At 73.8% G+C, this 13736-nt stretch carries 11 protein-coding genes; 7 read left to right on the plus strand and 4 right to left on the minus strand.

Annotated elements, in window-relative coordinates:
- The first annotated feature begins 75 nt into the window (after nucleotides 1-75).
- Nucleotides 76-513, plus strand: a complete 438-nt coding sequence (locus tag ACH4C6_RS25700) for a MarR family winged helix-turn-helix transcriptional regulator (RefSeq protein ID WP_398110945.1) — start codon at nucleotides 76-78, stop codon at nucleotides 511-513.
- A 27-nt stretch (nucleotides 514-540) separates the two neighbouring features.
- Nucleotides 541-1917, plus strand: a complete 1377-nt coding sequence (locus ACH4C6_RS25705) for an MFS transporter (RefSeq protein WP_398110946.1) — start codon at nucleotides 541-543, stop codon at nucleotides 1915-1917.
- A 6-nt stretch (nucleotides 1918-1923) separates the two neighbouring features.
- Here the strand turns inward: ACH4C6_RS25705 and ACH4C6_RS25710 are convergent, their stop codons facing one another.
- Nucleotides 1924-2511: a Uma2 family endonuclease gene (locus ACH4C6_RS25710; protein WP_398110947.1), complete on the minus strand. Its 588-nt coding sequence runs from the start codon at nucleotides 2509-2511 to the stop codon at nucleotides 1924-1926.
- Between the two features lie 112 nt (nucleotides 2512-2623).
- Between ACH4C6_RS25710 and thpR the strand changes: the two genes are divergently transcribed.
- Nucleotides 2624-3196, plus strand: coding sequence for an RNA 2',3'-cyclic phosphodiesterase (gene thpR, locus ACH4C6_RS25715; protein ID WP_398110948.1), 573 nt, complete (start codon nucleotides 2624-2626; stop codon nucleotides 3194-3196).
- A 190-nt stretch (nucleotides 3197-3386) separates the two neighbouring features.
- On the opposite strand, the gene ACH4C6_RS25720 is transcribed toward thpR, so the two are convergent.
- Nucleotides 3387-4379, minus strand: coding sequence for an aldo/keto reductase (locus tag ACH4C6_RS25720; RefSeq protein WP_398111140.1), 993 nt, complete (start codon nucleotides 4377-4379; stop codon nucleotides 3387-3389).
- 51 nt (nucleotides 4380-4430) lie between these two features.
- Entirely contained in the window at nucleotides 4431-5105 is a 675-nt protein-coding gene (locus ACH4C6_RS25725; RefSeq protein WP_398110949.1) for an SGNH/GDSL hydrolase family protein, read from the minus strand.
- Between the two features lie 136 nt (nucleotides 5106-5241).
- Between ACH4C6_RS25725 and ACH4C6_RS25730 the strand changes: the two genes are divergently transcribed.
- Entirely contained in the window at nucleotides 5242-6222 is a 981-nt protein-coding gene (locus ACH4C6_RS25730) for a WD40 repeat domain-containing protein (protein WP_398110950.1), read from the plus strand.
- A gap of 96 nt (nucleotides 6223-6318) precedes the next feature.
- Here ACH4C6_RS25730 and serC read toward each other — a convergent pair whose 3' ends face one another.
- Entirely contained in the window at nucleotides 6319-7437 is a 1119-nt protein-coding gene (serC, locus tag ACH4C6_RS25735) for a phosphoserine transaminase (protein WP_398110951.1), read from the minus strand.
- A gap of 646 nt (nucleotides 7438-8083) precedes the next feature.
- Between serC and ACH4C6_RS25740 the strand changes: the two genes are divergently transcribed.
- The 3 genes from ACH4C6_RS25740 to ACH4C6_RS25750 all read left to right on the plus strand — a co-directional run bounded on the left by ACH4C6_RS25740 (nucleotide 8084) and on the right by ACH4C6_RS25750 (nucleotide 13432).
- The gene (locus ACH4C6_RS25740) at nucleotides 8084-11038 is read left to right on the plus strand and encodes an FAD-binding and (Fe-S)-binding domain-containing protein (protein ID WP_398110952.1); all 2955 of its coding nucleotides are present in this window, start codon (nucleotides 8084-8086) and stop codon (nucleotides 11036-11038) included.
- 138 nt (nucleotides 11039-11176) lie between these two features.
- Nucleotides 11177-12310, plus strand: coding sequence for a lipid II:glycine glycyltransferase FemX (locus ACH4C6_RS25745; protein ID WP_398110953.1), 1134 nt, complete (start codon nucleotides 11177-11179; stop codon nucleotides 12308-12310).
- 117 nt (nucleotides 12311-12427) lie between these two features.
- On the plus strand, nucleotides 12428-13432 hold the full coding sequence (locus ACH4C6_RS25750; RefSeq protein WP_398110954.1) for an EamA family transporter: 1005 nt from the start codon (nucleotides 12428-12430) through the stop codon (nucleotides 13430-13432).
- Nucleotides 13433-13736: the final 304 nt, after the last annotated feature.

A 13736-nucleotide genomic window follows, 5' to 3' on the forward strand; every position in this document is an offset into this window, starting at 1 on the left:
CAGTGGCGGGGGTCACGGCCGGAGAGGTGTGTTACCGGTGGTCCTTAGCGAGAGTAATGAGTTAGACTAACGAACATGCCGGACCTCAGCCATGGCGACGACGTAGCCGCCGTGAACTCCCTCCGCTCCGCCGTGATGCGGCTGTCCCGTCGTCTCAAGCACCAGCGGGTCGACGAGTCGCTCAGCCCCACCGAGATGTCGGTGCTGGGCACCCTGTCCCTGTGCGGCCGGGCGACGCCGGGCGAGCTCGCCCGCAAGGAGCACGTCCAGCCGCCGTCGATGACCCGCATCGTGGCGCTGCTGGAGGCCAAGGGCCTGGTCCGGCTGGAGCCGCACCCCGAGGACCGGCGCCAGAAGGTCGTCACCCGCACCGAGCAGGCCGAGGCGATGCTCGCGGAGAGCCGCGCCAAGCGCAACGCGTTCCTGGCCTCGCTCGCGGAGAACCTCGACGAGGACGAGTGGGCGAAACTGCGCGCCGCCGCCCCCGTGCTGGAGAAGCTCGCGCACCTGTAAGCCGTATGCGCCAAGGAGGCGAACCTTTTGAGTTCGGGACCCGGAACACCTTCCGCCCCCGCACCTGAACCCCACGACTCCCCGCCCGCACGCCGATCCCCCGTCTCCCGGCCCGCCCGCACGTCCTCGATGTTCTCCTCCCTCCAGGTGCGCAACTACCGCCTGTTCTTCCTGGGGCAGGTCGTCTCCAACATCGGCACCTGGATGCAGCGCATCGCCCAGGACTGGCTGGTGCTCAGCCTCACCGGCTCCTCCGCCGCGGTCGGCATCACGACCGCGCTGCAGTTCCTGCCGATGCTGCTCTTCGGCCTGTACGGCGGCGTCCTCGTCGACCGGCTGCGCAAGCGGCCCACGCTGCTCGTCACCCAGACGGCGATGGGGCTCACGGCGATCGCCCTGGCCGTCCTCACCCTCACCGGCCACGTCCAGGTGTGGCACGTGTACCTCGCCGCCTTCGCGGTCGGCCTGGCCACGGTCGTCGACAACCCCGCCCGGCAGTCCTTCGTCTCCGAGCTGGTCGGCCCCGGCCAGTTGCAGAACGCCGTCAGCCTGAACTCGGCGAACTTCCAGTCCGCCCGCCTGGTCGGCCCCGCCGTGGCGGGCCTGCTGATCACCGGCGTCGGCACCGGGTACGCCTTCCTGTTCAACGGCCTGTCCTTCGTGGCGCCCCTCGCCGGGCTGCTGCTGATGCGCGCCCGCGACCTGCACGTCGCCGAGCGCGCCCCGCGCGGCAAGGGACAGCTGCGGGAGGGCGTCCGCTACGTCACCGGCCGGCCGGAGCTGATCTGGCCGATCGTCCTGGTCGGCTTCGTCGGCACGTTCGCCTTCAACTTCCCCGTCTACCTCTCCGCCTTCGCGGACGACGTCTTCCACGCCGGCGCGGGCGCCTACAGCATGTTCAACACGCTGATGGCCGTCGGCTCGGTCGTGGGCGCCCTGCTCGCGGCCCGGCGGGGCACGGCCCGGCTGCGGCTGCTGATCGTGGCCGCGATGGCCTTCGGCGCGCTGGAGATGCTCGCGGCGACGACCCCGGCGCTGTGGATGTTCGCCCTGCTCATGGTCCCGCTGGGGCTGTTCGGCATGACGGTCAACGTCACGACGAACACCGCGATCCAGATGTCCACCGACCCGGCCATGCGCGGCCGGGTGATGGCCCTCTACATGATGATCTTCCTCGGCGGTTCCCCGGTCGGCGCCCCGATCGTCGGCTGGGTCACCGACACCTACGGTGCCCGGGTCGGCCTGGCGGCCGGAGGCGCGGTGGCCGCCCTCGCCGCGGCCGTCATCGGCCTGGTCCTGGCCCGCGTCGGCGACCTCCGCCTGTCGGTCGGCTGGCACCGCGGCCACCCGACGGTCCGCTTCGTCCCCCGGGAGCGGCGGGAGGAGCTGGCCCCGGCGGCGTAGGGCTGGTCAGTCCCGGGGGAACTCGCCGGTCTCCAGCACGAGCCCGACCACGGTGCCCGTCAGGTCGATCTCGTCCCCGAAGTCGAGACTCAGCTCGCCCCGGTACTCGCCGTCCTTGGGCTTGGTGTGCAGATGCCAGCGGCCGGTGTACGGGTCCACGATCAGGTACACCGGCACGCCGGCCGCCGCGTAGGCGTCCTTCTTCGGCCCGTAGTCGTTCGCCGCGGTCTTCCGCGAGATCACCTCGGCGACGAACTCGACGTCCTCGTAACGCCACAGCCCTTTGCCGTTCTTCGCCGCGCCCTCCGCCATCAGGGTCACGTCCGAGGCGAAGCCGTTGAGGTGACCCGGGTAGTCGACCCGGACGTCGGACTTCACGCGCCTGCGCGGATACGTCGTCCGCAGCTGGTCGTAGATGTCCGCGATGATGTCCCAGTGGGTGTCCCGCTGAGGCGCCATGAAGATGTTCCCCCCGACGATCTCGACCTTGTAACCCTCGGGGACGGGCATCGTCTCCACCCACTCGAACATCATGTCGAGGGTGAGTTCGCCGCTGCTGTCGGCCATCTCGATCCTGTCGTCAAGGACGGTCATCGTGGCGCTCCTCCCCGGCCGCACCCGTGGTCGGACCGGCCGCGCGGTACAACGATACGCACGGTGACCGGGACACGCCCGGGTCCGCGGGCCCGGGTGCCATCGTGGACCCATGAGACTCTTCGCGGCCGTGCTGCCTCCCGACGACGTGGTGCGTGAACTGGGTTCCGTGGTCGACGGGTTGCGGCGCCTCCCCGGTGCCGACCGGATGCGCTGGACCGGCCGCCCCGGCTGGCACTTCACCCTCGCCTTCTACGGCGAGGTCGACGACGCGCTCGTGCCGGAGCTGTCGGCCCGGCTGGAGCGGGCCGCGCAGCGGACCGCCCCCTTCCCGCTGGCCGTGCGGGGCGGGGGCCAGTTCGGGCACGGCAGGGCCCTGTGGGCCGGGGCCGGGGAGGATGTGGCCGCCCTGCGCCTGCTGGCCGAACGGGCCGAGGCGGCGGCGCGGAAGGCGGGAGTGCCGATGGGGGAGCACCGGCGGTACAAGGCCCACCTGACTGTGGCGCGCAGCCGGGAGGCGAGGGACGTGCGGCCCTACGTGGACGCCCTGGCGGCGTTCGGCGGCCGGACCTGGACCGTGGAGGAGCTGGCGCTGGTGCGCAGCCGGCTGCCGGTGTCGGGAGTGCCGGGTGAGCAGCCCCGTTACGAGGCGGTCGGGCGCTGGGCGCTCGGCGGTGCCGGTTAGGCTCGGTGGCGTGGACCCGAAGACCCGCAACCGGATCATGGCCGGTGTGCTCGTGCTGATGTTCCTCGTCGTCGCCCTGGCCTCCGTGCTCGGGAAGTAGGCCGCGGGGAACCGCGGACGCCTGCCCTGCGGCGGTGGGCCGGTGGGTGGTGTGTCGCGCGGTTCCCCGTGGAGGGCTGCCGGGGCGGGCCTACCAGGCGAAGGCCTCCGGGGACGGTCCCGGGCCCGGGAAGATCTCGTCCAGCCCGGACAGCAGTTCCTCCGACAGCTCCAGCTCGACCGCGCGGACCGCGGAGGCGAGCTGCTCGGCGGTGCGCGGGCCGACGATCGGGCCGGTCACGCCCGGGCGGGTGAGCAGCCAGGCCAGGGCGGCCTCACCGGGCTCCACTCCGTGCTTGTCGAGCAGGTCCTCGTAGGCCTGGATGCGGGACCGCTGCGCGGGGTCGGCGAGCGCGTCGGCGGCGCGGCCCGAGGCGCGGCGGCCGCCCTGGACCTCCTTCTTCAGCACACCGCCCAGCAGGCCGCCGTGCAGCGGCGACCAGGGGATCACCCCGAGGCCGTAGTCCTGCGCGGCCGGCACGACCTCCATCTCGGCGCGCCGCTCGGCGAGGTTGTACAGGCACTGCTCGCTGACCAGGCCGATGGTCCCGCCGCGCCGGGCGGCGATCTCGTTGGCCTGGGCGATCTTGTAGCCGGGGAAGTTGGACGAGCCGACGTAGAGGATCTTGCCCTGCTGGATCAGGACGTCGATCGCCTGCCAGATCTCCTCGAACGGGGTGTCCCGGTCGATGTGGTGGAACTGGTAGAGGTCGATGTAGTCCGTCTGCAGCCGCTTGAGGGAGGCGTCCACGGCCCGGCGGATGTTGACGGCGGAGAGCTTGTCGTGGTTCGGCCAGGCCGGGCCGTCGGCACCCATGTTGCCGTAGACCTTCGTGGCGAGGACGACCTTCTCGCGCCGGCCCCCGCCCTGGGCGAACCACGTGCCGATGATGCTCTCGGTACGGCCCTTGTTCTCGCCCCAGCCGTACACGTTCGCGGTGTCGTAGAAGTTGATGCCGGCGTCCAGAGCCGCGTCCATGATGGCGTGGCTGTCGGCCTCGTCGGTCTGCGGACCGAAGTTCATGGTGCCGAGGACGAGCCGGCTGACCTTGAGTCCCGTGCGTCCGAGCTGCGTGTACTCCATGGTGCCCAAGCCAACGTCCTGGAGTGCGCTCCAGGCAAGCACCGAGGGGAGCTACGGCCGGTAGGGCCCGCCCAGGCCCCAGCCCTGGTGCAGGGCCTCCGCGAAGGCGGCCGCGATCTTGTGCTCGCCGCTCGCGTTGGGGTGCGTGCCGTCGTAGGTGTCGGCGGAGACGTCGTACGAGGGCGGGGAGGAGGCCAGGAGGAGGGGGGAGCCGGGCTCGTCGAGGTCGGCCGCCGTCTTGGCGAGGAGTTCGTTGAAGCGGGCGACCTCGGCGGCGAAGGCCTCGTCCGTCCGCGCCCGGATGTTCGGGGTGACCGGCAGCCACACCATCCGCACCCGCCGGTCGGCCGCCCGTGCCTCGCGGACGAAGGCCCGGACGTTCTCGGAGGTCTGCTCGGCGTTCGTGTAGAAGCCGAGGTCGATGAGGCCGAGGGAGACCAGCAGGACGTCCGCGCGGCCGGCCCGCACCGCCTCGCCGATCAGGGGCGCCATGTGCAGCCAGCCCTCGCCCCAGCCGGCCAGGTGGGCGCGCGGGAAGCCGGGCTCGGCGTACGCGAGAGAGGTCGGGGTGCCGGCGAGCTTGTCGTGGAGGGTCTCGCGGGGGCCGACGAGGGTGAACGGGCCGCCGTGGCTGCGGCACAGGTGCTGCCACATGCGGTAGCGCCACGTGTGTTCGCCCGCGCTCCCGATCGTCATGGAGTCACCGACGGGCATGAACCTGAGCATCCGCTCATCATGGACGATCGGCCCGCCCGGCGGGGTGTGAGTCGGGCCACGCGCCCCGGTCCCGGAACCCCCGCCCACCGCCCCGGCTTCCGGTCCCGGCCCGCTGAACGGCCGGGCGGGATGGCAGGCTTGGGGCATGCGCAGATCTCTCGCCCTCGTCGCCGCGGCCCTCGTCACGGGCGCGCTCGCCGCGCCCGCCTCCGCCGCCGCCGACGGGGACGGGGACGGGAAGTTCACGATCAGGGATCCGCGCATCACCGAGTCCAGCGGCCTGGCGGCCTCCCGGCAGCACCCGGGCATCTACTGGACGCACAACGACAGCGACGACGGGGCGTACCTGTACGCCGTGGACGGCTCCACGGGTGAGACGGTGGCGACGATCACGATGTCCGGAGTGGGCAGCCCGCGCGACGTGGAGGCCATCTCCGTCGGGCCGGACGGCCACCTCTACGTGGGCGACATCGGCGACAACCTCGGCGGCACCTGGCCGTACGTCTGGATCTACCGGCTGCCCGAGCCGAAGGAGCTGACGGACCGGACGATCCGGGCCACGCAGTACGTCGTGAAGTACTCCGACGGTCCCCGCGACGCGGAGTCCCTGGTCGTGCACCCGAAGACCGGCCGGGTCTACATCGTCGACAAGAACGAGAAGGGCGGCCACCTCTACGAGGGCCCGGCCCGGCTCTCCGCCTCCGGGTCCAACACCTTCCGCCCCGTCGCCGCCGTCCCGGACCTGGAGGCCACCGACGCCACGCTCTCCCCGGACGGTGAACACCTCGTCGTGCGCAGCTACTTCGGGTCGATCGCGTACGACTGGAACGGCGGGAGGATCAAGCGCAAGGAGCGGCTCGGGGTGCCGTTCCTCGGGCAGGGGGAGTCGGTCACCTACACCGCCGACGGCACGAAGCTCATGTACGGGGCCGAGGGCGCCGACAGCCCGGTGGAGCCGCAGGACGCACCCGGGGGCGGGGGCTCCGGCTCGTCCTCGGACAAGGGGAGTTCGGCCGCGTCCGACGGCGGTGAAGGACTCGACGGCACCCTCAGGACGGGCGCGATCGCCGCGGGCGCGGCCCTGGTCGTGGTCGTCGCCCTGCGGAGACTGAGGCGCCGCTCCTAGGAGCCACCGGGCCGCCGTCGGGGCCGGGAGCCGGGCCGGGGACGGGCGAGGGCGCCCCGCACACGCGGGGCGCCCTCACTCATGTCCGCGCGGCGGTCAGAGCTTGTCGATCACGTAGTCGACGCACTGGGTGAGCGCCTCGACGTCCGCCGGGTCGATCGCCGGGAACATCGCGACCCGCAGCTGGTTGCGGCCGAGCTTGCGGTACGGCTCGGTGTCCACGATGCCGTTGGCGCGCAGCACCTTGGCGACGGCGGCGGCGTCGACCTCGTCGGTGAAGTCGATCGTGCCGATGACCTGCGAGCGCTTGGCCGGGTCGGTGACGAACGGGTTCGCGAACTTCACGTCCTCGGCCCAGCCGTACAGCGTCCGCGCCGAGGTGGCCGTGCGGCGCACCGCCCAGTCCAGGCCGCCCTGCCCGTTGATCCACTCCAGCTGCTGGTTCAGCAGGAAGAGGGTGGACAAGGCCGGGGTGTTGTACGTCTGGTTCTTGCGGGAGTTGTCGATCGCCGTGGGCAGGCTGAAGAACTCCGGGACGTGGCGGCCGGAGGCGTGGATCCGCTCGGCGCGCTCGATCGCGGCCGGGGAGAACACGCCGATCCACAGGCCGCCGTCGGAGGCGAAGGACTTCTGCGGGGCGAAGTAGTAGACGTCCGTCTCGCTGACGTCGACGGGCAGGCCGCCGGCGCCGGAGGTGGCATCCACGAGCACCAGGGCGCCCTCGTCGGCGCCCGCCACGCGCTTGATCGGCATGGCGACACCGGTGGAGGTCTCGTTGTGCGTGAACGCGTAGACGTCCACGCCGGACTGGGCGACGGCCTCGGGGTGCGTGCCCGGGCCGGCGGCGATGACGTCCGGGTCGGCCAGCCACGGGGCGAGCTTGGCGGCCTTGGCGAACTTGGAGGAGAACTCGCCGAAGCTGAGGTGCTGCGACTTGTTCTCGATCAGGCCGTGCGTCGCGATGTCCCAGAACGCGGTGGAGCCGCCGTTGCCGAGGATCACCTCGTAGCCGTCGGGGAGCTGGAACAGCTCGCTGATGCCCTCGCGGACCTGACCGACCAGGTTCTTGACGGGGGCCTGGCGGTGGGAGGTGCCCAAGAGGGAGGTGCCGGTGGCGGCGAGGGCGTCCAGCGCCTCCGTCCGCACCTTGGAGGGTCCCGCGCCGAAACGTCCGTCCGCGGGCTTGATGTCAGAGGGAATCTGGATCTCAGCCACGGAGGGGAGCGTAGCCGTTTCCCCAAACGCGGGCGAAACGTCGTCCGTCGGCTGAGACGGGGGCGGGCGGCGACTTCCGGAGGCCCGCCGCCTGCCGGGTGCCGGGTGCGGGGTGCCGAGTGTCCGGGCCGGGCGCCTCGGCGGGGTCGTGCCGTGCCGGGCGGGGGTGCGGGCTGCCGACCGCCGCCTGCCACCCACCGGGTGTCCGGGCCCGGTGCCCCGGCGGGGCTCGTGCCGCGCCGGCAGGCGACGCGGGCTGCCGCTCGCCGCCTGACGGGGGAGCGGTGGCCGTGTCCCTTTCCCGTCCCGCGCCGGACGGCGACGCGGACTGCTGCCCGCGGCCTGTCAGGGGCCGGGTGTCCGGGCCGGGCGACTCGGCGGGCCGCGCCATGCCGGGCCGGGACGGGGCCTCCGCCCGTCGCCTGCCGGGGGGAGTGGTGGCCGTGCCCGTTTCCTGCGCCGCGCCGGACGGCGATGTGGGCTGCTGCCTGCCGCCCGCCGGTTGCCAGGGTCGGGCCCCCGGGTGGTACTCGCGCCGTGCCTTGCCGGGCCGGGGCGCGGGCTGCCGCTCGCCGCCCGCCAGGGGAGCGGTGACCGTGTCCGTTTCGCGTTCCGGGTCGGGCAGGGGGCCGTGCATGCTGGGCGTATGACTGATTCCCCCGTCCTCGAGACGGAGTTGCGGGCGGTCGTCCGGGGTGAGGTCGGCTTCGGGGCCGGGGACAGGGCGCTGGTGACCATGGACGCGTCCAACTACCGGCGCGTCCCGCTGGGGGTGGTGGCCCCGGTGGACGCCGAGGACGTGGCCGCCGCGCTGGCGGTGTGCCGGGAGCACGGGGTGCCGGTCGTCGCCCGGGGCGGGGGGACGTCCATCGCCGGGCAGGCCACCGGGACCGGTGTCGTCCTGGACTTCACCCGGCACATGAACCGGCTGGTCGCGCTGGACCCCGAGGAGCGCACGGCCGTCGTGCAGCCGGGGCTCGTCCTGGACCGGCTCCAGGAGGCCGCCGCCCCGCACGGGCTGCGCTTCGGCCCCGACCCCTCCACGCACAGCCGCTGCACGCTCGGCGGCATGATCGGCAACAACTCGTGCGGCTCCCACTCGGTGGCGTGGGGGACGACCGCCGACAACGTCCGGGAACTGGGCGTCCTCACCGCGCGCGGGGAACGGCTGCGGCTCGGACGGCAGTGGGCCGGCGCACCGCAGGGCCTGCGCCCCCTGGCGGAGGGGGAACTGGCCCTGCTGCGCACCGGCTTCCCGGACCTGCCCCGCCGTATCTCCGGGTACGCGCTGAACGCCCTGCTGCCCGAGCGGGGCGCCGACGTGGCCCGCTCCTTCTGCGGCAGCGAGGGCACCCTGGGCGTCCTCACCGAGGCGGTGGTGCGGCTGGTCGAGGCGCCACGCGCGCGTGCGCTCGCCGTGCTGGCGTACACCGACGAGAGCGCGGCGGCCGAGGCGGCCGCCGGGCTGCTGCCGTACCGCCCGCTCACGGTCGAGGGCATGGCGGCGGACCTGGTGCCGTCCGCGGCGGACCTGCCGCGGGGCGGGGCCTGGCTGTTCGTGGAGACCGGCGGGGAGTCGGCGGCGGAGGCACACGCGCGTGCGCAGACGATCGTGCGGGCGGCCGACGTCCTGGACGCGCTCGTCGTCACCGACCCGGCCGGGCAGCAGGCGCTGTGGCGGATCCGCGAGGACGCCAGCGGCACGGCGACCCGGATGCCGGACGGCACCGAGGCCTGGCCCGGCTGGGAGGACTGCGCCGTACCGCCCGCACGGCTGGGCGCCTATCTGCGGGACTTCCGGGCGCTGATGGCGGCGCACGGTCTGCGCGGCACTCCCTACGGGCACTTCGGGGACGGCTGCATCCACGTCCGTATCGACTTCGACCTGCTCACCCGGCCCGGAGTCGCCCGGTTCCGCCGCTTCTCCGAGGAACTCGCGGAGCTGGTGGTGGCGCACGGCGGGTCCCTGTCCGGTGAGCACGGCGACGGGCAGGCGCGCGCCGAGCTGCTGCCGACGATGTACGGGCCGCGGACGGTCGGCCTGTTCGAGCGGGTGAAGGGCGTGTGGGACCCCGACGACCTGCTGAACCCCGGGATGCTGGTGCGGCCGGCGCCCCTGGACTCCGGCCTGCGCTTCGCCGTGCTGCCCCGCGAGCCCGTCGACGTCGCCTTCGGCTACCCGGCCGACGGCGGTGACTTCACGGCCGCGGTGCGCCGCTGCGTGGGTGTCGCCAAGTGCCGTACGGAGTCGGTGTCCGGCCCGGCCGTGATGTGCCCGTCCTTCCGGGCGACCGGCGCGGAGGAGCACTCCACGCGCGGGCGGGCCCGGCTGCTGCACGAGATGCTCGCCGGCGAGGTCGTCACCGGCGGCTGGGGTTCGCCCGAGGTGCGGGACGCGCTGGACCTGTGCCTGTCCTGCAAGGGCTGCCGCTCGGACTGCCCGGTCGGCGTCGACATGGCCACGTACAAGGCGGAGTTCCTGCACCACCACTACGCCGGGCGGCGGCGCCCCGCGGCGCACCACTCGATGGGCCGGCTGCCGCTGTGGCTGCGGGTGGTCGCGCGCACCCGCACGGCCGGGCTGGTCAACGCGCTGACCGGGATCCGGCCGCTCGCGTGGGCGGCCCGGCGGCTGGGCGGGATCGCACCCGAGCGGCCGCTCCCGCGGCTGGCGCGGCGGACGTTCAGCGGCTGGTGGGAGCGGCGGCGCCCGCACCGCCCGGCCGCGAGCGGCGAGCTCGTGGTGCTGTGGCCCGACACCTTCACCGAGCACCTCTCACCCGCCGTGGGGCAGGCCGCCGTACGGGTGCTGGAGGCGGCCGGGCTGCGGGTGGCGCTGCCGCCGACCGTCCACCTGGCACGACCCCCCGTGGGCGACGGCCGGACGGTCGCCCTCGACCCGCGGTCGCTGCTGCGCGGGCGGGGCCGGGTGTGCTGCGGGCTGACGTACGTCTCCACGGGCCAGCTGGACCGCGCCCGCGCCGTCCTGCGCCGCACGCTCGACCTGATGGAACCGGTGCTGGAGACGGAAGCGCCGGTCGTGGTCCTGGAGCCGAGCTGCGCGGCCGCCCTGCGCACCGACCTCCCGGAACTGATGCACGACGACCCGCGCGCCGCCCGCCTCGCCGCCCGGGTCCTCACCTTCGCCGAGACGCTGGAGCGGCACGCCCCCGCCTGGCGCCCGCCGCGCGTCGGCCGCCCGGTGGCAGGACAGACCCACTGCCACCAGCACGCGGTCCTGGGTGACGCCGCCGACCGCCGGCTGCGCCGGGAGGCCGGGCTCACCGGGGAACTGAGCGGCGGCTGCTGCGGGCTCGCCGGCGACTTCGGCTTCACCCGCGGCCACTACGACGTCTCCGTGGCCGTCGCGGAGGAACACCTCCTGCCCGCGGTGCGCGAGGCCCCGGACGGCGCGGTGGTCCTGGCGGACGGCTTCTCCTGCCGCACCCAGTTGCAGCACCTGGCCGGCGTCCGGGGCAGGCACCTGGCCGAGGTGCTGGCCCAGGCGCTGGACGAGACGCGGGACGAGGCGCTGGACGAGGCGCTGGACGAGGTGCTGGACGAGGGCGGAGCGCCGCAGGGGGCGCGGGAAGAGGAGTGAGGCAGCGGGGGTCTGTGGGGCGTTCGGGCCACGGGTGGGTGGACCCGAGTGTCTGAGCCGGGGGAGGGCCCGGGCCGCTCCTACGCTCGCGGGACCAGTCACTGCCCGTCGAGGGCCGCTGCTCGAAGGAGCCCGCGCATGAGCGTCCGCGTCCAGCCGATCACCCGCGACGAGCACCTCGCGTTCGTCGCGGGCCGCCCCTCCGCCAGCCACACCCAGGTCCCGTCCTGGGGTGAGGTGAAGCCCGACTGGGAGGCGGAGAGCCTCGGCTGGTTCGACGGGGCCGGGCAGCTCGTCGGCGCGGGCCTGGTGCTGTTGCGGCCCCTGCCCGGTCCGCGGCTGCCCGGCCTGCCGCGGTACTTCGCCTACCTGCCCGAGGGCCCGCTCCTGGACTGGCACGAACCGGGTCTGGAACGCCTGCTGGAGCCGATGCTGACGTATCTGAAGGGCCGGGGCGCCTTCGCCGTGCGCATGGGCCCCCCGGTCGTGGTGCGCCGCTGGAGCGCCGAGACGGTCAAGGCCGCCATCACCGACCCGGCCGCCCGGCGGCTGCGCGACGTGCGGGCCACGTCGTACGAGACCCGGGCCGGGCGGGTCGCGGACGTCCTGCGGCACATGGGCTGGCGGCAGACCCCGGCCGGCGAGGACGGCTTCGCCGCGGGGCAGCCCCGTCACGTCTTCCAGGTGCCGCTCGCCGGGCGGTCGCTGGAGGAGATCCACGACGGCCTCAACCAGCAGTGGCGGCGCAACATCAAGAAGGCGGAGAAGGCCGGGGTGAAGGTCGTCCGCGGTGACCTGCCGGACCTGCCGGTCTTCCACGAGCTGTACACCGAGACCGCCGAACGGGACGGTTTCCTGCCGCGCCCGCTGCCCTACTTCGAGCGCATGTGGAACGCGCTCACCGCCGAACACCCCGACCGCATGAGGCTCTACCTCGCCCACCACGACGGGGAGGTGCTCGCCGCGGCCACCATGCTGACCGTCGGCGACCACGTCTGGTACTCCTACGGCGCCTCCACCGCCCGCCGCCGCGAGGTCCAGCCCAGCAGCGCCGTCCAGTGGCGCATGATGAGCGACGCGCACGAACTGGGCGCCGCCGTCTACGACCTGCGCGGCATCACCGACACCCTGGAGGAGTCCAGCCCGCTGCTGGGGCTGCTCCGCTTCAAGGTGGGCACCGGCGGCGAGGCCGTCGAGTACCTCGGCGAGTGGGACCACCCCCTCAACCGGCTGCTCTACAAGGGATTCAGCCTGTATCTCGCCCGCCGCTGACGTCTCGGAGGGCAAGACAGAGGCAAAAAGGGTTCACGCACCTGACGAAGTCCATTACCCTGGACTGTGTAGTGCACCGGGCTGTACGTTGAGTGCATCAGGGTGTACGCACCGCACATGAGCAGCACCCCGGAACCCGCCCCTCGAGCACAGGATCCGCCCGTGACCACCCCGGAGACCACCGCCCCGCCCCAGTCCACGACCGGTGCCGCCGGCTCCCCGCCGGCCGGCCCGGGCCGCTTCGGCTCCCTCGGCCCCGTCGGCCTGGTGCTCGCGGGCGGGGTCTCCGTGCAGTTCGGCGCCGCGGTCGCGGTGACGCTGATGCCCAGGGCCGGGGCCCTCGGGGTGGTGGCACTGCGGCTGCTGGTGGCGGCGGTCGTCCTGCTGGTGGTCTGCCGGCCGCGGCTGCGCGGCCACTCCCGGGCCGACTGGGGCACGGTCGTCGTCTTCGGCGTCACCATGGCCGCGATGAACGGCCTCTTCTACCAGGCCGTCGACCGCATCCCGCTGGGCCCCGCCGTGACTTTGGAGGTCCTCGGCCCGCTCGCCCTGTCGGTCGTGGCCTCCCGTCGCGCGATCAACGTCGTCTGGGCGGGCCTCGCGCTCGCCGGTGTCTTCCTCCTCGGCGGGGGCGGGTTCAGCAGCCTCGACCCCACGGGTGCGGCCTTCGCGCTGGGCGCGGGCGCCATGTGGGCCGCCTACATAGTCTTCAGCGCCCGTACGGGCCGCCGCTTCCCCCAGGCCGACGGACTCGCCCTGGCCATGGCGGTCGGAGCGGTGCTGTTCCTGCCCCTCGGCCTCGCCGAGTCCGGTACGAAGCTGTTCGACCCGGTGACCCTGGGCCTGGGCGCGGCGGTCGCCCTGCTCTCCTCGGTCCTGCCCTACACCCTCGAACTGCTCGCCCTGCGCCGGCTGCCCGCCTCCACCTTCGCGATCCTGATGAGCCTCGAACCGGCCCTCGCCGCTGCGGCGGGCTTCCTCGTCCTCGACCAGGCCCTCGCCGCGAGCGAGGCCGCCGCGATCGCCCTCGTGATCGCCGCGAGCATGGGCGCGGTCCGCACGCAGGTGGGCCGCGGCCGCAAGAAGAGGGCAGCACTGGAGAGCACGGCCTTGGAGGGCTAGGGCCGCTGGCTGCTCGTTCCTGCCGCCCGGCTGCTCGCCCCTCCGCCCGGCTGCTCGGCTGTCCGGCGGTCCGGCCTCCCCGCCGTCCGGTTGTCCGGTTGTCCGGCGGTCTGGCCTCTCGGCCTCCCGGCCTCTCGGCTGCCCGGCTGCCCGGTCTCCCGACCTCTCGGCCTCCCGACCTCTCGGCCTCCCGGCCTCTCGGCCTCTCGGCCTCCCGGCCTCCCGGCCTCCCGGCCTCCCGGCCTCCCGGCCTCCCGGCCTCCCGGCCTCCCGGCCTCCCGGCCTCCCGGCCTCCCGGCCTCCC

The organism is Streptomyces sp. NPDC017943 (assembly GCF_044328425.1).
GTDB classification, from domain to species: domain Bacteria; phylum Actinomycetota; class Actinomycetes; order Streptomycetales; family Streptomycetaceae; genus Streptomyces; species Streptomyces djakartensis_A.